14 protein-coding genes and 1 tRNA gene are annotated in these 22757 nt (G+C 65.1%); 11 read left to right on the plus strand and 4 right to left on the minus strand.

Features of this window, described 5'->3' with window-relative positions:
* Positions 1-81 precede the first annotated feature (81 nt).
* Positions 82-489, minus strand: a complete 408-nt coding sequence (locus R2601_RS12855; RefSeq protein WP_040544680.1) for a helix-turn-helix transcriptional regulator — start codon at positions 487-489, stop codon at positions 82-84.
* Between the two features lie 450 nt (positions 490-939).
* On the opposite strand from R2601_RS12855, the gene R2601_RS12860 reads away from it, so the two are divergent.
* The 9 genes from R2601_RS12860 to R2601_RS12910 all read left to right on the plus strand — a co-directional run bounded on the left by R2601_RS12860 (position 940) and on the right by R2601_RS12910 (position 17289).
* Positions 940-2532: an ABC transporter transmembrane domain-containing protein gene (locus R2601_RS12860; protein ID WP_007799054.1), complete on the plus strand. Its 1593-nt coding sequence runs from the start codon at positions 940-942 to the stop codon at positions 2530-2532.
* Positions 2529-4601, plus strand: a complete 2073-nt coding sequence (locus R2601_RS12865) for an ATP-binding cassette domain-containing protein (RefSeq protein ID WP_007799059.1) — start codon at positions 2529-2531, stop codon at positions 4599-4601. Before R2601_RS12860 ends, R2601_RS12865 begins: the two co-directional genes overlap by 4 nt.
* A gap of 4 nt (positions 4602-4605) precedes the next feature.
* The gene (locus tag R2601_RS12870; protein WP_007799060.1) at positions 4606-5988 is read left to right on the plus strand and encodes an HlyD family type I secretion periplasmic adaptor subunit; all 1383 of its coding nucleotides are present in this window, start codon (positions 4606-4608) and stop codon (positions 5986-5988) included.
* 2220 nt (positions 5989-8208) lie between these two features.
* Positions 8209-13341, plus strand: coding sequence for a VCBS domain-containing protein (locus tag R2601_RS25940; RefSeq protein ID WP_195903852.1), 5133 nt, complete (start codon positions 8209-8211; stop codon positions 13339-13341).
* Positions 13325-14590 carry an SH3 domain-containing protein gene (locus R2601_RS27340; RefSeq protein WP_254656051.1) on the plus strand — a complete coding sequence of 422 codons (1266 nt, stop codon included), beginning with the start codon at positions 13325-13327 and terminating at the stop codon, positions 14588-14590. The genes R2601_RS25940 and R2601_RS27340 overlap by 17 nt, the downstream gene beginning before the upstream one ends.
* A 31-nt stretch (positions 14591-14621) precedes the next feature.
* Entirely contained in the window at positions 14622-14948 is a 327-nt protein-coding gene (locus R2601_RS25510; protein ID WP_217626370.1) for a hypothetical protein, read from the plus strand.
* A gap of 41 nt (positions 14949-14989) precedes the next feature.
* Positions 14990-15952 (plus strand): L,D-transpeptidase, encoded by a 963-nt coding sequence (locus R2601_RS12900; protein ID WP_007799071.1) that lies wholly within the window; start codon positions 14990-14992, stop codon positions 15950-15952.
* A gap of 10 nt (positions 15953-15962) precedes the next feature.
* Entirely contained in the window at positions 15963-16862 is a 900-nt protein-coding gene (locus tag R2601_RS27005; RefSeq protein ID WP_083793929.1) for an META domain-containing protein, read from the plus strand.
* A 43-nt stretch (positions 16863-16905) separates the two neighbouring features.
* Complete coding sequence (locus R2601_RS12910; RefSeq protein WP_007799075.1) at positions 16906-17289, plus strand: hypothetical protein; 384 nt, start codon at positions 16906-16908, stop codon at positions 17287-17289.
* Between the two features lie 111 nt (positions 17290-17400).
* Here the strand turns inward: R2601_RS12910 and R2601_RS12915 are convergent, their stop codons facing one another.
* Together R2601_RS12915 and R2601_RS12920 are read right to left on the minus strand one after the other, a co-directional pair.
* Positions 17401-17739 carry a hypothetical protein gene (locus R2601_RS12915; protein WP_007799076.1) on the minus strand — a complete coding sequence of 113 codons (339 nt, stop codon included), beginning with the start codon at positions 17737-17739 and terminating at the stop codon, positions 17401-17403.
* 102 nt (positions 17740-17841) lie between these two features.
* Entirely contained in the window at positions 17842-19923 is a 2082-nt protein-coding gene (locus R2601_RS12920; protein WP_007799078.1) for a M13 family metallopeptidase, read from the minus strand.
* A 290-nt stretch (positions 19924-20213) separates the two neighbouring features.
* On the opposite strand from R2601_RS12920, the gene R2601_RS12925 reads away from it, so the two are divergent.
* The gene (locus R2601_RS12925) at positions 20214-21218 is read left to right on the plus strand and encodes an AraC family transcriptional regulator (RefSeq protein WP_007799082.1); all 1005 of its coding nucleotides are present in this window, start codon (positions 20214-20216) and stop codon (positions 21216-21218) included.
* Positions 21219-21743: 525 nt separating this feature from the next.
* Positions 21744-22079 carry a CPBP family intramembrane glutamic endopeptidase gene (locus R2601_RS27345; protein WP_007799086.1) on the plus strand — a complete coding sequence of 112 codons (336 nt, stop codon included), beginning with the start codon at positions 21744-21746 and terminating at the stop codon, positions 22077-22079.
* A gap of 474 nt (positions 22080-22553) precedes the next feature.
* Here R2601_RS27345 and R2601_RS12935 read toward each other — a convergent pair.
* Positions 22554-22628 (minus strand) — tRNA-Phe (locus tag R2601_RS12935).
* Between the last annotated feature and the right edge of the window lie 129 nt (positions 22629-22757).

Below are 22757 nucleotides of genomic sequence, written 5' to 3' on the forward strand. Positions count from 1 at the left end.
GCAGCGATTTTGAAGGCTCTCAGAGCATTCTGAGTGCCGAAGGGCGCCAACGCGGAGCCGGCGCGCCCGATTTTCGACAGGTCAGACCATCTTCTCGACGTCGCCATCCCATACGTCGAGCAAGAGCCCAAGCATGTCGCCGTAGTTGCGGCGCTCGGTCTGGCAGACCGCCTTGAAGCGCTCGACGACCGCGCTGGGCGCGCGGATGTTGAGCTGAACTTCGTGCACCGGGACCGCGGTCGGCGCGAGCACGTTCCAAGTCTGCGGCATATACTCGGACATCGCGATACGGGTTAGCGCCAACGGGTCAATGCCCGTGGCGGCGGCGAAGGCAGGGATACGCTCGATTGGCATGCGCATCTCGCCGGATTTCAGCATGGAGATCACGTTGCCGCGCTCGAGGCCCATCTCGGTGGCGATCTCCCGCAGCGTCTTCCCGCTTGCCTCGACGGCGTCGGCGATCATGCGGGCGGTGGGACTGGTGGTCATGTCGAACCTCTTCATCTCGTTGACTTCGACGTGATGATAGAAGGCGCGGGGCGGGTCCTCGTCGGGGCGTGGTTGCAGGAAGTCCTAGGTGCGGTGGGGGTCTCCTTGAGGGGCATGCCGGGGCTCGGCTCACGGCCTGGTCGGATCCTTGGACTTTATAATGAAATGCGCCGGTTGAAGGTGGAGCAAGGCAGGTGGATATGCGGTGCGTCTTCCCTAAGTCTGCAACCAAGGCGCTTTTGCGGGCGGATTTTTCGTTGTGCCGCGCAGGTTGAGCCCGGAAAACGTTTGGAACTGGAACAAGGCAGGCAGCGCCTATCACGGGGCAGCGCAGACGTGCATCGTCAGACGCTTCTCCCAGTAGAAAGTCACCTGCGAGAACATATTCACAAAGAATTGCCTCATGGTTCTAAGTGCGTAGTATGAGCGGAAGAGTTGCGGAGGTCGTTCATGTCACGCTTATGGATTGTAGCGCTTTCGCTCTTGTCGAACGTCCTCGCGCTCGCCCTTCCGCTCACGCTCATACAGGTCTATGACCGGATCCTTCCGAACCAGGGGCTCGGCACTGCGGCGGTGCTGTTTTCAGCTGTTCTCGTCGCCTTGCTGTTCGACGGGCTCGCGCGTTTTGCACGTTCGGCGATCTTGGCGCGCATCGGTAGCGCCGAGGAGCACCGTCTGTCGCTTCAGGTGGCGCGCCATGTGCTGACAATGCCGCGCGCGGCGTTCAGTCGACTGGGGATCGGGAGGATCGACGGGCTGTTCTCGTCCGTCACACTGTCTCGTGACATACTTGAAGGGCGGACACTCATGGGGCTGTTCGACGCGCCCTTCGCAATCGTCTTCCTGCTTCTCGTCTGGTTCCTCGGAGGGGCGGTCGTGCTCGCGCCTTTGGCGGTGATTGTCGTGATCGGGGCATTGGCAAGCCGTGCCGCGCGGCTCAACAAGCAGGCTGTGGCTGATCGGTTCGAGGCCCAATCTTCGAAGACCTCCCTACTAACGGCGGGCTTCGCTTTCGCTGAGCTTTTCCGCACACAGGGGCTGCCCGGTCAGTTGATGGGCCGTCTGCGCCGCGCGACGATCTCGGAGGCGCAGGCCGTCGAACGTTCCGAGCGGCAGACCGGAAAACTGATCGATCTGACGCAGATTTCCAGCCTCGCAACGTCCGTTCTGGTGCTGGGCGTTGGTGCGCTGATGGTGCTAGAGGGCTCCATGACCGTCGGAGCCCTGGCGGCCTGCCTCATCCTTGGCCAGCGCGCTGTGGCTGGACTGGTCGGGCTATTCTCCGGGCTGGCCCGTCGGCAGACGGCTGCGTCCGCGTATCGGGGCCTGCAGGAGGCCCTGGCCGAGACGAAACCCGGATCCGGGAGCATTGCAAGAGATGAGGGCGCGCGCACGCCTCTCGGTCTGTCTTGGGTCGCGCCGGACGGGCGCCGGGTCGAGATCGCTCCGGGGCACGTGACGGTTGTTACCTTCCCGAATTTCGGCGCGGCGGACGCTGCCTTCTCGGCGTTCTACGACGCGCTGCACGAGACAGAGCAAGGCGCAGCTGACACGTTCGCGCTGAGCTCGGGTGCCGCGGATGAGGGCACGCCGCAGGCGCTTGCGTCGCGGATTGCCATGGTGCGCGCGATGCCGAGCCTGTTCCGCGGCACGATCCTCGACAACATTACCGGTTTCGATCCATCCCGGACCAACGTCGCTATGGAGCTCAGCGAGGCGCTCGGTCTGCAGCGGTCGGTCGGGCGCTTGGCAAAGGGCTATCAGACGGAGGTTGGCATCAGGCTCGGAGCGCCGCTTTCGAGTGGTGCCATCAAGCGGATTGGACTGGTCCGGGCCCTCGCCGGCAGGCCCAGCTTGGTGGTGCTGAACCATCCGGCCTACGCGCTCGACAAGGACGGCGTCGACCGGCTGTTTTCCGTCTTGCGGCAGGTGACTTCGACCACGACGATTGTCGTCCTCACCCGCGAGGAAGAGTGGGAGGATCGCGATCTGTCTGTTGTGGAAGGCGTAGACGGCACAATTGGTGGGCAGGCGGCAGCATGAACCTGAGCGGAGCTGACGAGGCAGAAAAGACCATCGTGCCACAGGGGGGCGGCACCCCTCCGGCGGAGGTCTCGACCCGTAGACGAAGCGCGCTCGAGCACCTGGTTCCGGAGGCTCTCGCGCGGTTGGGCTGGCAACGCGACCCGGCGGTGTTCGACAGCGCTTTGTCAGCGCAGGACACGCTTGAGACATTGGACGATGCGTCGATGCTTCTGACCGGCCTTGGCCTCGCCAGCGAGGTCGCCAGCATGCCCCCTCGCGTCTGGAAGGACGGGGGGGATGGGGCGATCGTGACGCTCAGTGGAGACGACGCGGTCGCCATTGTCCGGATCAATGGGCACGAGGTCATGCTGTCAACTCCGGAGCACACGTCCGACGATGTCCGCAAGGTCCTGAAAGAGACCGGACGTGTCCTGTTCGTTCATCGTTGTCGTGATGCTGGCGGCGATCAGACAACGCGCGATTTGCTCATGCGACGTCTTCGCCGGGGGCTGCGAACCGGGCTCGTCCTGTCCTTCTTCATCCATGTCTTCGCACTGCTCGTGCCGCTTTTTATCATGGCGGTCTTCGACAGGGTTCTGGGGGCAGGAGCGAGCCGCTCCTTGGTGCCGATCCTGTCCGGTGCCGTCATCTCGATCGGCTGCGTCGCGATCCTGCGCCTGGTGCGGGCGCGCTATTTCGCGGGCCAACACGCCAGGCTATCCGCACTTGCCTCCGCTGCCGCCGAGGCACGCCTTCTGAGCTTGCCCCTTCGAACCGTGCTCACGCAATCCAAGGAGAGTATCGAGGCACGCCTCAAATCAGCGCGCCGCGGGGCGGATCTCTTTGCGTCATCGAACACCGCAGCGGTCTTTGATGCGCCTTTCATCGTTCTGTCCGTTGTCATGGTCGGATTTCTCGGTGGGGTTCTGGTGCTGGTGCCGGCACTCTACCTGCTGAGCATGCTGGGGGTCGCCTTTCTGACCTCGAAGGAGCGCCCGTGGGGGGACCCGTTGTCGGCTCAGGCCGCGCGTGAACGCGCTGGCATGCTGCACGAGCTTGGGTCGAAAGCCCCGGAGATCATGGAAAGCCGGCTCGGCTCAGTCTGGTTGGGCCGGCTGGCTGAACAGGCCGCTCACGCCGCGCGCGCCAGCTATGCGAGAGGTGTGCGTTCGGCTTCTGTCACTGCGCTGGGAGCCGTTCTCGGGACCGGTGCGGCGCTGGCGACGCTCGCAGTCGGTGTCTGGCTGGCGATCGGCGGCACGATCAGCAGCGGCGCGCTTGTCGCGACCATGCTGCTAACTTGGCGGATCACCGGACCGGCGCAGGCGCTTTTTGTCGGCCTGCCGCGCCTGCGCTCCATTCGGCTTGCCCTTCGGGAACTTGAGGATCCGCTCGGTAGAGATGCCCCGGGACAGGCCGCAGCGGCATTTCGAAGGGCCCCACGCACCGCGCCGCAGGTCGAGTTGCAGGGGGCTTGGGTCCGCTATGACGCCGAGACCGAGCCGGCCCTGAACAATGTGACGTTCAACGCCGCGCCGGGGAGCGTCAACGCGATCGTCGGAGCCAACGGCGCAGGCAAGACCACGCTGCTGAGACTTCTGGCAGGCAGCCTTCCGCCCCAGTCCGGTCGAGTGCTCCTCGACGGTGTCACTCTGCGCCAATATGATCCCGCAGAGCTTGCGCTTGTCTCTCAGATCCTGCCGGCACTCCCCGATCGCGGATCAGTAGGTGACAGTGTGCCCTGGGAACCGTCGGAAGCGGACGGCTGGTCTCCGAAGGCCTCCGTCGATGCAGTGCTTGCCGGTGCGGTCGGACAGGACCACTCGACGAGCGAAAGCGCCGTTCAGCAATCGGACGATCCGGTGCTGGTGCTGCTCGACGATCCGACCGGCTGTGCCGATGCCGCAGAACGAGACGCGTTTCTCGCCTTCTTGGGACGCGCCCGTGGACGCGCGACCGTCTTCTTCTCCACGCACGACCTCTCGCTGATCCAGTCAGCGGACAACGCGATCTATCTCGACGAGGGGTTTCTGCGCCATTTTGGCCCCGTCCGTCACGACGAGGGCACTACAGAGGGGGCCGCCTGAATCCATGACAGACCGACCGAAACCCGACCCGTCCGAGCGGTTCGAACTGAACGACGCTCCGGTGGCGCGGCTGGCGCGGATCGCAAGCCTTGTGGTGTTGCTCTGCGTCGCGCTTCTCATCGGCTGGATGGTGGTGACGCCGGTCGACGAAATAGTGCGTGCCCGCGGGGAAGTGCAGCCCGAAAGCTCGACCCAGCGTCTCCAAAGCGAGTTCGGTGGGGCGGTCGGGGCGGTTCACGTAACCCTCGGCGACAGTGTCGAGGCCGGACAGCTGATCGTCGAGTTCAATGCAGCAGAGCTCGTGTCGCAACTGCGAGAGGCGCGTAGTCATGCCTTTGCTCTGGCTCTGGAGAGCGAGCGCCTGACCGCCCTCGTCGAGGAACGCGTCCCGGATTTCACGCCGATCCGATCCCGGGCCATTGCGCCGGATTTTCCATCTCTGCCGCAGGTCCCCAGTGAAAGGCCGCTCGGCCTTCCGGAGGACGATGTGGACGCTGCAATCGCGCGGGAGACCGCCGTGTTCGAGGCGCGCAAGGCCTACCTCGACACCGCGCGCAAGCTTGTGCGCCAACAGGAGAGCTCCGCCCGCGCAGAACTTGGCGCGATCGCGTCCGAGTGGCCAACCGTCCAACGTCAGCGCATGGTGGCGAGCGAGCGCATCGAGACGCTGCAGGATCTCGTCGATCGCAGTCTCGCGCCGCGCGCAGATTTGGTGGACGCGATCCAGACCCAAGCCGACTACGATTTTCAACTCTCCGAGTTGACCGGCCGCACGGCCGTCCTTCAGGCACGGATTGCAGAGCTTGAGCAGCGCCTGGCCGAGGTCGATGTCGGGGAGGCAGACAGCGCCAGCGCGCGGATTTCCGCAGTGAACAGCGAACTCTTCGAAGTGGCCGAGCGCATTGCCCGGCTGATCCGGCGCCTCGCTCAGACCGAGTTCAGGACCCCCGTTGCAGGGATCGTGCAAAGCTTGCCGGAGACGGTTGTCGGTCGCTTTATCGAGCCAGGCGGGCTGGTGGCTGAGATCGTTCCGCGCGACGTGAAGCTGCGCTTCGAGGGGGAGATCAGCCCGCGCGACGTGGGTTTCGTCACAATTGGCCAGCCGGTGCGGCTCAAGGTCGATGCTTTCGACTTCAGCCGCTTCGGGGCGCTGGAGGGGAAGGTCACCGAAGTCTCTCCGACGACCGTGCTCGATGATCAGGGGGCGCCACACTACAAGGTCCTGGTCGCGTTGCCGCGGCACTACCTCGGGAATGATCCGCAGCGCTTCACGCTGCTTCCGGGCATGACCGCCGAGGCCGACATCACCACGGGCAGCAAGACCGTGTTCGCGTATCTCTGGAAACCGATATTCACCAATCTCGATCTCGCCTTGAGCGAGCGCTAGGGGGACGACATGACCGGATCATCGCCTGAGGACGACGGGGCCGCGCGGGGCTTGCTGCATCGGCTCTGGGCGCGTCTCACCGGGGCACCGGAGGAAGCCAAGGACCCGCGCCACGTCCAGTCAGAGGAGGCGTTCGGCTGGCGCACCGAGACAAAGGAGGCACCTGAGACTGGCGATGAGGAAGAGCCCGCGCCAGAGGGCGGCGCGCCGGCGGTTTCTCCGGATGCCGGGTCACCGGAAGCTGGCGGCACGCGGGTAGAAGGCGGCCTTTCCCAAGAGGCCCCCGCGGTTCGGACAACCGAGCCGCAGCAGACGCCGACAGTTTCGCCACAGTCCCAATTTCCACCGGCGAGACCATTCGAGCCAGATGATGGCCCGCAACTTACCCCACAAAGGATGCCCTCGCCGGAGCCTCAGCCGTTGCCGCAGGGCACCCCGGTGCCGCAGCCCCAGCCGGTGGATCAGGGAGAGCCGACGGCAGAGCCTCAGCCGCTGCCGCAAGGCACTCCGGTGCCGCAGCCCCAGCCAGTGGAGCGGGGAACACCGACGCTGGAACCTCAGCCGTTGCCGCAAGGCACCCCGGTGCCGCAGCCGCAACCAGTGGATCAGGGGACGCCAACGCCGGAACCTCAGCCGTTGCCTCAGGGCACTCCGGTGCCGCAGCCCCAGCCGGTGGACCAGGGAGCGCCGACGCCGGAGCCTCAGCCGCTGCCGCAGGGCACCCCGGTGCCGCAATCCCAGCCGGTGGATCAGGGAGCGCCGACACCAGAGCCTCAACCGCTGCCGCAAGGCACCCCCGTGCCGCAGCCCCAGCCGGTGGACCAAGGAACGCCGACGCCAGAGCCTCAGCCGTCGCCGCAAGACACCCCGGTGCCGCAATCCCAGCCGGTGGATCAGGGAGCGCCGACACCAGAGCCTCAACCGCTGCCGCAGGGCACCCCGGCGCCGCAGCCGCAACCAGTGGATCAAGGGACGCCAACGCCGGAGCCTCAGCCGTTGCCTCAGGGCACTCCGGTGCCGCAGCCCCAGCCGGTGGATCAGGGAACACCGACGGCAGAGCCTCAACCGCTGCCGCAGGGCACCCCGGCGCCGCAGCCGCAACCAGTGGATCAAGGGACGCCAACGCCGGAGCCTCAGCCGTTGCCGCAAGACACCCCTGTGCCGCAGCCGCAACCAGTGGATCAAGGGACGCCAACGCCGGAACCTCAGCCGTCGCCGCAAGACACCCCTGTGCCGCAGCCCCAGCCGGTGGATCAGGGAACGCCGACGCCGGAACCTCAGCCGCTGCCTCAGGGCACCCCCGTGCCGCAGCCCCAGCCGGTGGATCAGGGAGAGCCGACGGCAGAGCCTCAGCCGCTGCCGCAAGGCACTCCGGTGCCGCAGCCCCAGCCAGTGGAGCGGGGAACACCGACGCTGGAACCTCAGCCGTTGCCTCAGGGCACTCCGGTGCCGCAGCCCCAGCCGGTGGACCAGGGAGCGCCGACGCCGGAGCCTCAGCCGCTGCCGCAGGGCACCCCGGTGCCGCAATCCCAGCCGGTGGATCAGGGAGCGCCGACACCAGAGCCTCAACCGCTGCCGCAAGGCACCCCCGTGCCGCAGCCCCAGCCGGTGGACCAAGGAACGCCGACGCCAGAGCCTCAGCCGTCGCCGCAAGACACCCCGGTGCCGCAGCCCCAGCCGGTGGAGCAGGGAGCGCCAACGCCGGAACCTCAACCGCTGCCGCAGGGCACCCCGGCGCCGCAGCCGCAACCAGTGGATCAAGGGACGCCAACGCCGGAGCCTCAGCCGTTGCCTCAGGGCACTCCGGTGCCGCAGCCCCAGCCGGTGGATCAGGGAACACCGACGGCAGAGCCTCAACCGCTGCCGCAGGGCACCCCGGCGCCGCAGCCGCAACCAGTGGATCAAGGGACGCCAACGCCGGAGCCTCAGCCGTTGCCGCAAGACACCCCTGTGCCGCAGCCGCAACCAGTGGATCAAGGGACGCCAACGCCGGAACCTCAGCCGTCGCCGCAAGACACCCCTGTGCCGCAGCCCCAGCCGGTGGATCAGGGAACGCCGACGCCGGAACCTCAGCCGCTGCCTCAGGGCACCCCCGTGCCGCAGCCCCAGCCGGTGGATCAGGGAGAGCCGACGGCAGAGCCTCAGCCGCTGCCGCAAGGCACTCCGGTGCCGCAGCCCCAGCCAGTGGAGCGGGGAACACCGACGCTGGAACCTCAGCCGTTGCCGCAAGGCACCCCGGTGCCGCAGCCGCAACCAGTGGATCAGGGGACGCCAACGCCGGAACCTCAGCCGCTGCCGCAGGGCACCCCGGTGCCGCAATCCCAGCCGGTGGATCAGGGAGCGCCGACACCAGAGCCTCAACCGCTGCCGCAAGGCACCCCCGTGCCGCAGCCCCAGCCGGTGGACCAAGGAACGCCGACGCCAGAGCCTCAGCCGTTGCCGCAGGGCACCCCGGTGCCGCAGCCCCAGCCGGTGGATCAGGGAGCGCCGACGCCGGAACCTCAGCCGCTGCCGCAGGGCAGCCCCGTGCCGCAGCCGCAACCAATGGATCAAGGGACGCCGACGCCGCAGCCTGATCGTCCAGCAGCGATCGGCGGACAAGACTCAGGTCAGGTGACTGAGGATACGGATGTCGTCCACGGTATGCTCGTCACTGGTGGGCAGCTGACGCTCCAGGATCCGGATCCCGGGCAGGCGGCATTCGTGCCGCTTACAGGTCAGGCCGGCACCTACGGCACCTTCACGCTGTTGGGCGACGGTTCATGGACCTACGAAGCCGAGAACGCGCTCGCGCAGATACAGCAGCTCGGAACCGGCGACAGGCTGACCGATACCGTAACCGTGTCCAGCGTTGACGGGACATTTCACGACATCACGGTAACCATCCTTGGCACCGATGATGCGCCGGTAGTGACCGGCGGGACAGGGACGATCAGCGAGCTCGATCCGAATGTCGATGCCTTGATCGGCGGGCTCACCGATGCTGGAAATCCGGACTTGGGTCTGCACCTGCAACAGGTGCCACCTCAGGTGCAGGAAGCCGTCGCGCAGGAGGTGCTTTGGGAGATCCAGCAGAACCCGAAGGACTTCGGTATACCACCGGGACAAGCGATGCATCTTGCGGACCTCGAGCCGAAGTTCGTTGCGCGCTGGTCGGACACGATCAACGATATCGTCCTGCAGAAACTGCAAGACCTGGGCTATCATCCGTCCATGGGACAAGGGCTGGTCGACACTCAAGCTCTGCCCGCCTCCCGGCTGGGTGACATGATCGACACTCCGGCGGCTGAGGCGGAATTCATCGAGATCAGTGGCCAGCTCACGATCCGCGATGCCGATTTTGGCGATCAGGGCTTTCAGGCGGACCGGATCGACGGACGATATGGCACGCTCGAGATTGCCGCCGACGGCCAGTGGCGCTACGCCGCGCACGAAAGCCAAGGAGCGATACAGGCGCTTGGACCTGATCAGCATCTGACCGACGTGATCGAGGTCACCACCGTTGACGGCCATCGCAGCGATGTCACGATCACCATCGAAGGCGCAATCGACGCACCGACGCTGTCGGTGCAGACGGTCGCGGCGGGGCAGACATCCACGGAGACGGTCACGGCTGGACTCTCCGAGTTGTCCATCGACGCCGTCGAGGATCAGCCGATCGCGCTCAACCTTTCGGGTCACCTCGGTGACGCCGACCCGAACGAGATCCTGACGTTCACGCTGTCGGGGCTGCCAGCCGGCGCGCGGGTGACCAATGCGACACTGAGCCCGGACGGCGCCTGGCACGTCCCGGCCACGACCCTTGGACAGGTTGAGGTGACGCCGCCGGCGGACTTCAACGGCCGAATCGATATCCTCATCGAGGCCACCGCCGAGATCGCGGGAGAGATCGCGCGCAGTGATCTTCTGCTACATGTGGAGGTGGCCCCGGAGGGTCACGGGGCCCTGATCACCGGCACCGACAGTGGCAGCGTGACCGAAGATCTGGACGTGATCCAGGGCGCTCTGATCACGTTCGGCGTGCTGGACATAAGGGATCCTGAAGCAGGTAGGTCCGCCTTCGTGCCGCAAACGGATCTCAGTGGCACCTACGGCAGCTTCGCGCTCGCCGCAGATGGGCGCTGGACCTACAGTGCGTTGAACAGTCAGGCCGCGATCCAGGCGCTTGGCGTGGGCGATAGGCTGACAGACAGCGTCACGATTAGCAGTGTCGACGGCACGACCCACGACCTGACTGTGATGATTCACGGCAGCAATGATGGCCCTGTCCTGACAGCCGACCCCTTGGAGGCATACGAAGATGGGCCGGTCGTGACCGGACATCTGACCGGATCGGACATCGACGTCGGCAAGACACTCGCTTACCGCCTCGAGGGCACGGCGCCGGCTGGCTTTGCCTTGTTGGCCGATGGGAGCTGGCGGTTTGACCCGTCGGACGCGGCCTATCAGTCGCTTGGTGAGGGCGATCAGCGGCTCTTGCAGATTCCGGTCAGCGTAACCGACGAGCAGGGTGCGCAGGCGTCCGCGATGCTCGAGATCACGGTTGTTGGGCAGAATGATCAGCCTGTCGTGTCGCGGGCGGTAACATTACCTGACGGGTATGAGGACAGTGCGCGGATCATCACCCCGACCCAGCTTCTTGCGATGATGCAGGATCCGGACGCAGGTGATGGACTGCATGTCATAGCCACTCCGATCGCGGATCATGGGACAGTGTCCCCCAATGTCGACGGCTCCTGGACCTTCCAACCCGACGCCGATTATGCCGGCCCGGTGACCTTCACCTTCGAGGGCGGCGATAACCATGGGGCAGTCGTTTCGGCGACGGCCATCATGGATGTGAAACCTGTCGGTGACCCCGCGTTGATTGCAGGTGCCGATAGAGGGGCCGTGACCGAAGATATGGTGCCAATTGCAACCGGACAGTTGACCGTGAGCGACCCGGATACCGGGGAAGCGACGTTCACACCAGTGTCTGGGGAAACAGGCTCCGGCGGCTACGGGCGCTTCTTCCTGGAGGAAACAGGGCAGTGGCGCTACGAGCTTGATAGCCCCTTGCCGGAGGTGCAGGCGCTGGTGCCCGGTCGAACGCTCGAAGACAGCCTCGCCGTCACCAGTGCTGACGGCACGTCGCACGATCTCATCGTGACCATTTCGGGAACCGAGGACGCTCCGGTTATCACCGGCATCGACAGCGGTGCCTTGACCGAAGACCTGAACGTGACCCAGGGCGCGCTGATCACGTTCGGCAAGTTGGACATCATTGATCCTGACGCAGGCGAGGCCGCCTTCGTGCCCCAAACGGACATAGCAGGAAGCTATGGCAGCTTCGCACTGGCTGCCGACGGCCGCTGGACCTACAGCGCGCTGAATGGTCAGGTGGCAATCCAGGGGCTCGGCTCGGGCGACAGCCTGACCGACAGCGTCACGATCACCAGCGTTGACGGCACGCCGCACGACCTGACCGTGACGATCGCGGGCAGCAACATGGGGCCGGTGGCCTCGCCCGCCGATCTTGGCACCACCCCAGAGGACCTGCCGCGCACCTTCACCACCGCCGAGCTGTTGCAAGCCGCAAGCGCCAGCGATCCGGACGGGGATGCCTTGTCCATCGCGGGGGTCAATGTCGATGCCGCGCATGGCACGGTCACGGACAATGGCGACGGTAGCTTCACCTTCACCCCGGCGGCGGATTTCGCTCGAGACGCCGTGCCGCTAAGCGTCACGATCAGCGACAGTTCAGAGCAGGTGACGGTGCCCGCGATGATCGATGTCACAGAGGTGACCGACGGCACCGCCCCGCGGCTGGTTCTGTCGGCGCAGCAGGAGGTGATCAACACCGGCCCGTCGAGTGATCTGGGACGCATCGAGATCGATCAGGTGCAAGGTGCCGCCGTTCCCGAGTTCACCATCGAGTTCACGGTCGTTGCCGATCCGGTCCCAGACACCAAGAACTACCAAGGTCCCGTGGTGTTCAACATGGGCTCTCCGAGCAACCCGAACCCGGACAGGCAGAACAACTTCCTGACGCTTTGGAACCCCGGCAACCTGAAGGTCGGCGGCGCGAACAACTATGCGACGGGTCTCAACCTCGGGGACGGGGACAGTCACCGCATAACGCTGACGTGGGACAGCCTGTCGGGCAATCTGAACCTCTACGACAATGGTGCCCTGAACGCCACCATGGGGGGCTATCACCAAGGCGAAACCATGCCCGCCGACCTTTACCTGATCGTCGGCGGGAAGGTGCAGCATGTGAACTCCGACAGCCCATTCTTCTACCCGCACGAACATTACGAGGGCGATATCTTCAATCTTGCCATGGTCGATCACAAGCTGAGCGACGGGCAGGTCGCCGCCGGGCCGCTGGCCTCGCAAGTGAGCGTCGAGGATGGGCTGCTGGTCGATGTTCGCAGCGTCGGCGGGCAGATCATCGATGCGGCGGGCATTCACAGCCTCTCGGAGTTTGGTGGTCTCAGCATGCGAACGATGCCCGTTGATACGGGGCTTGCGGTGCCGCCGCCGGGCGCGATGTTGCAGCTGGAGATTGATCCAGGCACACCGACCGATCCCGACGACCGCGTCACTGGTGTTGTCGTGTCGGGCTTTCTTGCCGGAACGGTGGTGAGCGACGGGACGAACGCCGTCACGGTCAGCGGACCTGCTCAGGAGATCAACCTCGCGGGATGGGCGACCGATGCGATGACGGCGCAGCTTCCGCCGGGAGACAACAGCGATTTCGATGTGGCGCTGGAGGTCGAGAGCACCGGGCCGGACGGCTCGGTCACAGTGACCGCGCTCGAAGAACCCGTGATGTTGGATCTCGGCGCCGCCGTGCCGGCCCCGGCGCCTCAGGGCGATACGATGCTTGACGATGCGCCGGAGGCTTCGATCACACCGGACAACGTGACCACTGTTGCCGAGCGCGGATCAGAGACTGCCGATGCTGAAGCCTTGGAGACGCTTACGTCCGAGGGCCGTGGGGCGGAGGGGGATGACCACATGGATGCCCCGTCTGTCCAGGGCGACCCCGACGTGCCCGAGGGTTATGCGACGCTGTCGGATCCGACTGACCCCTATCTCACCGCAATTGGGGCGGCGACTCCGCCGGAAGCCGGGCAGACACACCCGCTGCCCGATACGTCGACGGATCCTTACGCAGACGCTCTCGGGGTGCCTGCCGAGGGTGCTCCTCCGCTGGATGGGGTGGATGGCGCCCAACTGGTCGGGCTCGACGATGCACCGGCCCCCGCCGGCGATGACGACCAGACACTCGAGGTAGACATTCCGCCTGCGGATGACATGATCGACACCGACCCATCCGACCCACCACCGGATGACCATCAAGGATAACACGACGCGCGGCGGCTGGCTGGTCATCTTGTCCGGATTGCGGCCCGGTAATTTCCCGCGCGGAGTTCGCCCGCGCCACTTCCTGAATGAGGAGACCCGATCAATGACTTTTCGACCGATGCTCGCGGCGCTGTGCCTCGCGGCGACGCTGGCAACGCCGGCGCTGAGCCAGCCCACGGAAACCCGGCAGGTGCAGTTTGACGCGGGCACGTCCGGCACCGTGATCCGGGACAGCATCACGGGCTACGAGGGCATCGATTACAAGCTGGGCGCCAGCGCGGGCCAGCGCATGGTGGTGGACCTCAACACCTCGAACCTCAGCAACTACTTCAACATCATGGCTCCGGGTGCGGACAGCGCATTGTTCGTTGGCGCCTCGGACGGCACGCATTTCGACGGCATTCTGCCCGCGAATGGCGACTACACCATCCGGGTTTTCCTGATGCGCAATGCGGCGCGGCGCGAGGAAACCGCCGACTACGCGCTTTCGATCCATATCGGCGGCGCAATCACCCCGCCCGAACCGGACTTTGCCGACGGGAGTGCTGGCGGTCCCGATTTCTGGGAGGTCACTGCCAGCGGGCTGAATATCCGCTCGGGACCGTCTGCCGGCGGGGCGGTGGTCGGACGCGCGAACCACGGGCAAGTGCTGCGCAACCTCGGATGCCGGGGCAGCGGCGATGCGCGCTGGTGCCATGTTGAGACCCCGAATGGCCTTCTGTCGGGGTGGGCCGCGGGTCGTTTTCTTGCCGAATCCGGTGGTCCGGCGCAAGCCAGCGCACCTCAGGTCAGCACGGAAACCGCAGCCATGGGGCCGGATTTCTGGGAAGTGACGGGCGTTCCGGCGAACGATTACCTGAACATCCGCACCGGGGCCGGCACGGCGAACACCATCGTCGCCCGCGCGCCCAACGGCATGGTCCTGCGCAACCTTGGCTGTCGGGGCAGCGGCGATGCGCGTTGGTGTCATGTTCAGACACCGGACGGGGGCCAGGACGGATGGGTGTCCGGGGCCTACCTGCGCGAAAGCGCCGGGCCGGCGGCATCGGGCCAGCCCGGCGTCAGCATCCCCAGCAACAGCCCCGTGGCGCCGTCACTCTACGTGAGGCCTTCGGGCGAGATCGAGGCAAGCTGGTCATCGGGCTGCACGGTGTTGTTCAACCCGGCGAAACAGCGGATCAATGCGGGCTCCAGTTGCTCGGAGGCGGAGTTGATCTCGTCTGAGCTCTGGGTCGCCCGGATGCAGTGACCGGATGGAGGACCGGATGACATTTCGCACCATGAAGACCTCCGTCTTGGGCCTCGCGTTGCTCGGTCTGTCCGGTTGCATGAACGCCCAGCCAGAGGCCGACTGGAACAGTGCGCCGGCCGAACGGCCCGCCTATGACCAATCATCCGAGGCCACGCAGCTGGCCGAGGCTGCCTGCCGTGCGGCCTTGGCGTCAAAGACCGGCCAGACGCTTGACGACACGCGCGTCGACTATGTGCTCCGCTCCGAAGCGGGCCTGGGTGTTTGGATGAGCGCCCGGGGCGCTCAGACCCAGTGGCTCTGCCAGTCAGACAGCGCAGGAAATGTTTCGGGTCTCGGGGAGGCGCCGGTCCCGTGATGCCGATCAGGACCAAATTCCAGAGAAAGGATCGAAACACGATGCTGAACCGACGCATGTTCGCCAAGGGCGCTGCCCTTGGTGGCCTGTCATTGATGGCGGGGCCTCTGGCAGGCCAGCATGTCTTCAAGGAGATCACGGCGCTGCAACCGGGCGAGTTCACATGGCATCCGGAGCGCTCGCCCTACGGACCGGTCTCGGTGGTGGTTTCGCTTGATGAGCAGCGGGTGCATGTCTATCGCAACGGCATTCGGATCGCAGTCTCGACGTGCTCGACGGGCAAGCCGGGGCACGAGACCCCGACCGGGGTCTTCGTGGTGTTGCAGAAGGATCGAGATCACCGCTCCTCGACCTACAACAACGCGCCGATGCCCAATATGAACCGCCTGACATGGGACGGCATCGCGCTTCATGCGGGCAATCTGCCCGGATACCCCGCGAGCCATGGCTGCGTTCGCCTGCCGCTGGATTTCTCAGCCCGGCTGTTCGACGTGACCCATCTGGGCACGCCGGTGATCATCGCGAGATCTGGCAGCGCTCCCGAAAGCGTCGTGCATCCGGGCCTTGTTCTCGGGACGTATGAGGCGCAGGAATTCGAGAGCATCATATCGACCCTCGAGGCCCGGAAGCATCCCTCCGACTGGGATCTGGACGAGGCGCATCCGATCACCTCGTTGATCGCGTCGTCGCATGACGAGCGCGTCCTTCTGATCGAGAACGACCGCGAAGTCGCCGAAGGTCCGCTTCTCTCGGACGGACGTCCGCTGGGGCCGCATGTCTACATGCTGCACGGGCCCGATGACGGCACGAGGGGGACGCACTGGCAGGCGCTGACCTATGATGATGCCGCGACCGTGGAGCATGACCTGACCCGTGTGCGTTCTGACGAGGCGTTCTCGAAGCTGGTCGCGGATCACAGCCACCCCGGCATGATCCTTGTGTTCACCGACTTGCCGCTGCACCCCGATCAGCGCTCGGGCCGTGACTTCGTCATCATGTCATGAAGGGGCTCGGATGCTAAGACTTGCAATATTACTTGCTCTTGCCGCTGCTCCCGCCGCCGCGACAGGCTGGCGCATCACCGCGTTGAATGGAACACCGACCAGTGGTGACCCCGTTCTCAGTCTCGACGAGCGGGGTGTGCTCTCCGGCAGCACGGGATGTAACCGCATTTGGGGCAGTGGAGAGATCGAGAACGGCAGACTGACGCTCTCGGGTCCGCTTGCGACGACACGCATGGCCTGTCCGGCGCCTCTGTCGGAGCAGGAGGCACGGTTGCTCGAGCTTCTAGGGGGCGAGGTGGTCGTCGAGCCAGAGGGGGATGGGTTTCGGCTGCTCGGGGGCGGTGTAACCGCCACACTCGTGGCGCAGGAGCCCGCTCCCGACCTGGGCGAGGCGTCCTATGTGATCGTGACCGGTGTGGATGCCGCGCTGAACATCCGGGCCGAGCCCGGCACGCAAAGCGGTGTGCGCGCCCGTGCCTCTCTCGGGCGCGTGATGCAGAGCGAGGGGTGCGAGGATCGGCCCGACCGCCTATGGTGTCGCGTTCGCTTCCTCGACAGCAGCGGCACCGAGGGCTGGGCGGCTGCGGACTACCTGACCGTCGCGACCGCGATGCGACGCGCCGCAGCCGAGCTTTTCGACGAGATCGGGCGGCTCGACTGTCAGCCCTTCGGCGGCGCGGCAGACCGTTGCGAGTTCGGGGTCGCGCGGGACGCTGGTGTCACTGGCGCCATGCTTGTCTACCTTCCGGACAACCATCGCCTGCTGCTCAGCTACGATGGTAGTGATCTTTCGGTGTCGGACGGGGAGAGCGAGGTCGCAGCGGACGTCACCCCGAGTGGCGACGGCCTGAGAGTGGCGACAGATTTGGCGGTGCTGAGCGTGCCGCTCGCGCCGTTTGCGCGCCGATAGGAATGCCGGTAATCGTCAGGCCGCAGGAGTATGAGGCAGCGAAATGGACCGACGGTATCTCCTCATTTTCAGGGCCGTGTTCCTGCTGGCGGCGGCCCTGAGTGCCGGGCTCGCAGCGCTGATCGTCGCAAGTGTGTTTCTCGCGGAGGGTCCAGTCCTCGCGTCACGGTTCACGTTTGTCAGCGCGTTGGTGGGCGCGATTTTCCTCGGTCTTGCCGCTCTGCTTCATGGCGTCGGGAGGCATGTCGCCGCGCTGTCGTCCGACATCGGGACATGTGGAGGCGAGAGACAACAGGGCCTTCATCGCTCTCTGTCGCGCCTCGCAAGGTTGTTGCTGATTGCAGGCGTCGCCTTGGCGATCTTGCTGGGGGGCATCAATATCGGTGTGATCGCCCGTATCCAAGACGGATCTGCGGTGTTTGGCTGACGCTGGGTCGCTAATGCTGACTGATCTGCGCCGGTAAGGGCCGATGAAGGCATGATCTGGCCAGAAGCGCGTGTCGCCCATGAGGCAAGCGACACGCGCCCGGGGAGCGGCTTAGAACCGGACGGTTCCGCTGCCGATCTCGAGCCCGCCATAGCTTGCGCTCTTTGGGTTGCCAGCCGCGTCGTAGAGGACGGTGGCGTTGCCGCTTTGGCCGCCCGTGCAGGAGAGCGGGCGGATCTCGCTGCCATTGGGCTCGGGCGAACTGTAGATCGCCGAGCAGAAGGCGCCGTCTCCCACCGTCACGCCGAGCGCGTAGCTGCCATCCGAGCGCTCCCGGAGCGTGCCCGACGCGGTGCCACCGCTGCTGTTCGCGCCGGTTCCGCTCACGGTGTCTTCAACACAGCCCGCACAGAGCAGCAGGACCGTGGCAGTGATGAGGTGTGACTTCATTGGATACTCCTGTCATTCCAGTCGTCTCGTGGATTTGGTGTCTTTGGAACCGGTTCACTCGGTCCCGGATGGCGGTCCCGACGTCGGTCAGCGGCGCGCGGATCACCAGGCAGCGATCCTTTCCTCGGGCGGCAGCCACATCGGATCGCCTTCCTCGATGCCGAAGGCCTCGTAGAACGCCGGCAAATGCTGGAGCGCGGCAATGGCCCGATAGGGAGAGGGGGCGTGCGGGTCTCCGGCGACCAGCAGACGGTCGTAGGCTTCGGTCGATTTCGAGGTCCAAGTCTGCGCCCAGGACAGGAAGCAGCGCTGTTCCGGGGTGAAACCGTCAATCTCGACGTTATCCTCCGGGTGCTCGGCAAGATAATCGAGCAGCGCCTCGTGCGCGAGCGTGATGCCCCCCAAGTCTGCCATGTTTTCGCCGACTTCGAGGGGGCCATTGGCCATCAGGCCGGGGGCGATCTCATAATTGTTGGCCTGTTCCACCAGCTTTTCGGCCTTCTCGGCGAAGCGCACGCTGTCATCGAAGGTCCACCAATCCCGAAGGTTTCCATCTGCATCATACTGGCGACCGGAGGAATCGAACCCGTGTGTCATCTCGTGTCCCAGGATGGCGCCCATCCGGCAGAACCAGACCGGTGCGTCTTTCTCCGGCTCGAAGAAAGGGGGCTGCAGGATCGCCGCCGGAACCTCGTAGCCGTTGATGCCTGGGCTGTAGGCGGCATTGACGGTGGTCGGCCATGTCGAAGAGTTGTTGAAAGCCTCGCGCACCACCGGGCCGCCGTATTGCGCCATGTAGCGCTCATGCTCGAATGCGGCGATCGCGATCAGGTTGGCGACCGGATCGGGGCCGATCTCGACACTGGAATAGTCGATCCATTCCTCTGGCCCGCCCATCTTCGCGGTCAGCGCGTCGAGCTTCTCCGCCGCCTCCACGCGGGTCTCCTCGCTCAGCCAGTCACGCGTCGGGATGCGCTCGGAGAACACCGCCTTGATGCGGGCGAACATCTGCTCGGCGGTTGTCCTTGCATCTTCGCTCAGGACTGCCTCGACATAGAGCTGTCCGAGCGGATGGGCGAGCCTGTCGGCGATGAGCGCGAAGGCTCGCTCCTCGCGCGAGGGGGCTTCCGTGCTGCCCAGAAGCGCTGCATTAAACGCCTGGTTCGCCTCCTCGAACGCGGTCGACATCACCGGCGCAAAGGTCAGGATCACCCGAAGCTTGAGGTAGTCCTTGATCTCCTCGAAGGGGCGCGTGCGCAGGAGCTCGGACAGGACCGGCAGGTAACGTGGGGAGACAAGAACGACGTCCTCGATGCCCTCCGGGTAGCCCGCCTGCTCCAGCAGGTCTGTCAGGTCGATCTCGGGGATCTGCGCCTGCACCTCGGCCAGCGTCATGGGGTTGTAGCGCATCTGGGGATTGGCGCGCTCGACCGGCGACAGCATTCCGGAATGCAGCACGCGCTCGATGTCGACGGCATCGTGAGCAATGCGGCTGGCGTCGCCAGCGGGGTATCCGGCAGCCATGAGCGTTTGAGCCAGGAAGGTCCGGTAGGCGGTCAGACGAGCGCCGTTGTCGGGCTCTTCCAGAACGCTGGCAAAGCGCGGATTGATCGCGAAGCCGCCGCTGCTGAAGGCAATCTCGTATTGGCTGTTGTCGAGTGCGCCCTCGGTATGGCCGAAGCCAAGCAAGACGCCGGCGACGCCAATCTCGTCCATGCGCAGCAAGAAGGGCACCAGATCCGGAAGGCCTGTCATGGCATCTACGCGGTCAAGCTCGGCCTCGATCGGGGCGATGCCGCGGGCGTCGATTGCCGCAGTATCCATGTAGGCGCGATAGAAATCGCCGACCAGCTGGGACGGGCTGCCATCCGGCGCCTCGTCCGCCTCCTCCGCAGCGTGGGCGAAGATCTCGGAGACCTGCGCCTGAACAAGCTCTCCGGTCACGGTGAAGATGCCGTATTTTGGATGCTTCTCGGGACGTTCAATACGGTCTAGCCAGCCTCCGGACGCGTAGCGGTAGAAGTCTTCCGCAGGGTCGACGCTGGGGTCCATGTTCTCGACCGAAAAGACAAGTTGGTCGGGCCCGACAGCTTTCGTGTCCTGCGCGTCGACGGCCATGGCCGTGCCAAAAGACAGGCCGACGGCTGCGGCGATGGTTGCGGTAAGACCAGAGTAGTCGGTCATGCGTGCTTCACCTTCCTGAATGGGCGTGACGTTGAATCCCTGCCGTCAACGCTACCGGGCGATGTGCTGACCGGCTATCCGAATTGCGCGAAAGGTTATCCACGCGGCCCTTTCGACCTTTCGCCTCACGGAGGCAGGGCCTGCATTTCATGGCAGGCGGCAAACAGGCGTCCTCCGGCCTTGTCTCCATATGGCACCGAACGTCCTCAGGGACCTGCGAAAGGGCGCGACATCCGTCAGAGGATTGATAGTCTGTTCGTAGCGAGAATGAGCCGGGATCGCGCGCAAAGATGTTGGACTATGCCGAAAAGCACTGGGAAGAAAAAGTGAGCCTGCGTGGCGATTTCAGAGCCACTTTGTTCAGCGCGCCCGAACGTTTCACCATGTCTCGTGGGCGCGATCGTCACCTCAAGGTCGCATCGGCCAGCTTTCCGGCGATCGGGACCAGTTTGATCGATGTCGCCTCGTCTGGCCATGAGATCGAACTCGCCGATGACAACTTTCTCACGATCATGCTCCCAACGCACGGCGTCACACGGGTGCGCATGGATCGCAAGGAGCAGATCATTGAGGAAAATTCCGCACTTGGGCTTGGTCCGTCAGAGCGGTGGACGCAGGTCGACCGTCTTGAGCATCGGGATTTCCGCGCCAACCTCGCCAAGATCGACCTGCAGCATGCGCGACAGACGATGATGATCCGGGCGTTCATGGACGACCCGGTCGTGCCGATCGCGTCCGAGGCGCTGGCAGGGTTTCGCGGGCTGATGCGGTATCTCTTCGCCGATCTTTCATCACCCGCACCGACGCTTGTCCAGAAACCCGCATCAGACCTGTTCGCGGCGCTTGTTGCCGAACATCTGCGCCATCTGTTGGCGACGGGTCGTTCCGCTCCGATGGCGGACCGGGCGCAGGCAGAGCTTGTCCGTCAAGCAGTCGATTACATGGCGGCCTTTCTCACGGAACCGATGACAATGCCGTCGATCGCCGAGGCGGTCGGCGTGTCGACCCGTCGGCTTCAGGATGCCTTCCGCCTGATCACGGGCCAGACACCCTGGCAACAGCTGACCGCGCTCCGCCTCGAGAAGGCGCGCGCACGGCTTCTCGCCGGAGCCGGGGCGTCGGTAACGACGATCGCACTCGAATGTGGCTTCTCTCATCTGGGCCGTTTCTCCCAGGCCTACCGAGCCAGATTTCACGAGCTGCCTTCCATGACCTTGAGCCGCGCGCGGGAAGGACAATCGACCTTGCGCCCGCCATCCGGATCGTGCCCGCGCAGTTCGGACAGCCCGACTTGAGGCAGTCGAATAAGCTTCGGTCGGGGACGTCGGCCGCCCGACGACCGTCAGGGGCAGGCCCGCGGCATTTGGAAGGAACGAGGGGGCGTCGATGTCCGTGAACGAGCAGCGAGCCGATAGGGACGCCTTCTTCTCTTTCGAGAGGGTGGGGGATGATCTGCCTTATTATCGCGGCGGCTCGGACGGCTTGAGCCCGGCTGGCTGGCTTGTCGTCATCTGAGCTGTCGCCGTCTCTTTCGCCGCGTTTATCAAAGCCCAGCCACTGTTCCACAGCGGCACCGCCGGTTTCATTCCGCCCCTGCTGTTCGTTCTCATCCCGCTTGTCGCGCTGGCTGCAGTCGCCGGGCCACGAGCGCCTTGCGCCCTGTTCCGTGCGCTCGTTTTCAGGGACATCGCCATCCTCCTCGGCTTCTTTGTCCTGAACGCGATCGTGACCGTGGTCGTTGGCTTGCTGATCACCGGCCTGTTCCACCCGCGGCAAACCCGGCCGGGGAGCTTGTGGCCACGTCCTCAGGCGCAGATCGAGTGCTTTTCTTCGGCTGGACAGGCGTCCAGTTGCTGGGCGAAGAGATCTTCACTGTCCTGACCTTCCTTTGCAGCTTGTCGCTGCTGTATCGCTTCGTGTCTCGAAAGCCCGCGCTGTGCCTCGCGGCGTTTGTCGCGGCAGTTATCTTCGGGCTTGTTCACCTGCCGAGCTATCAATGGAACTTTGTGCAGGCGATCGGGCTGATCCCGGTGCGGCTCGTGCTTCTGATGCCCTATATCATCACGCGCAACATCTGGCTCTCCACCGGGGTCCACATCCTGAACGACTGGACAATTTGCGGCCTGTCTGCGGTCGCTGCGATGGATCCGGGCTGACCTCCGGCGGAGTGGGAGCCGGACCGCATTGGGTCTTTGTCATCATGGCCTGTTGCACCATTGAGCCTTGTGGAGGCGAGGAAGAGGGCGGTGCCAGCCTTCGAGCGTATCGCTTGTAGGTCAGCCTGAACAGGTCGGGGCAGGACGCCCTGCCTGTTCCTTCGAAATCGCGTGAGAAATTCGCAATCTGGGGAGGTGCAGACTATCAAACTGCCAATGGCCTCGGAGCCGCGCGACTGGCCTGAGCCAGGTTCCGCAACGCCACGTCTCCTTCCGCGGGGGCTCGCAATGTGCTGCGCGCTCAGCCGGATCAAAGTCCCGCCGTCTGTTGTGCGCGGTTTGGGCAGGTCGTGGTCGCGAGGGTCTGATGGCGTCGAGGCACGCGGCAGTCCGGCGCGTATCTATTGCGGCGACGCTTTAGGCCCAACGCGAGCGAGGCTCGTCGCGGAGCGACATATGACCACTTGGAGGAAGTGGTGCCCGGGGGCGGAATCGAACCACCGACACGAGGATTTTCAATCCACTGCTCTACCCCTGAGCTACCCGGGCACTGGGTGAAGGGCGCTGCCCCTCGGGTGGAGGCGAGATAGCCGAGGCGGATGGTGGTGTCCAGAGGCCAAAGGCGAAAAAATCACCTCGCCGTGCAGAAAACCTGAAGCGGCTTCTCTCCGCCGGAAG

Source organism: Salipiger bermudensis HTCC2601 (assembly GCF_000153725.1).
Lineage (GTDB): Bacteria > Pseudomonadota > Alphaproteobacteria > Rhodobacterales > Rhodobacteraceae > Salipiger > Salipiger bermudensis.

Coding starts and splice junctions, on each gene's coding strand:
- R2601_RS12860 (WP_007799054.1), top strand. CDS start 940: ATGTCACGCTTATGGATTGTAGCGCTTTCGCTCTTGTCGAACGTCCTC.
- R2601_RS12925 (WP_007799082.1), top strand. CDS start 20,214: ATGTTGGACTATGCCGAAAAGCACTGGGAAGAAAAAGTGAGCCTGCGT.
- R2601_RS25510 (WP_217626370.1), top strand. CDS start 14,622: ATGAAGACCTCCGTCTTGGGCCTCGCGTTGCTCGGTCTGTCCGGTTGC.
- R2601_RS12900 (WP_007799071.1), top strand. CDS start 14,990: ATGCTGAACCGACGCATGTTCGCCAAGGGCGCTGCCCTTGGTGGCCTG.
- R2601_RS12915 (WP_007799076.1), bottom strand. CDS start 17,739: ATGAAGTCACACCTCATCACTGCCACGGTCCTGCTGCTCTGTGCGGGC.
- R2601_RS27005 (WP_083793929.1), top strand. CDS start 15,963: ATGCTAAGACTTGCAATATTACTTGCTCTTGCCGCTGCTCCCGCCGCC.
- R2601_RS12920 (WP_007799078.1), bottom strand. CDS start 19,923: ATGACCGACTACTCTGGTCTTACCGCAACCATCGCCGCAGCCGTCGGC.
- R2601_RS12910 (WP_007799075.1), top strand. CDS start 16,906: ATGGACCGACGGTATCTCCTCATTTTCAGGGCCGTGTTCCTGCTGGCG.
- R2601_RS12870 (WP_007799060.1), top strand. CDS start 4,606: ATGACAGACCGACCGAAACCCGACCCGTCCGAGCGGTTCGAACTGAAC.
- R2601_RS12865 (WP_007799059.1), top strand. CDS start 2,529: ATGAACCTGAGCGGAGCTGACGAGGCAGAAAAGACCATCGTGCCACAG.
- R2601_RS12855 (WP_040544680.1), bottom strand. CDS start 489: ATGACCACCAGTCCCACCGCCCGCATGATCGCCGACGCCGTCGAGGCA.
- R2601_RS27340 (WP_254656051.1), top strand. CDS start 13,325: ATGACCATCAAGGATAACACGACGCGCGGCGGCTGGCTGGTCATCTTG.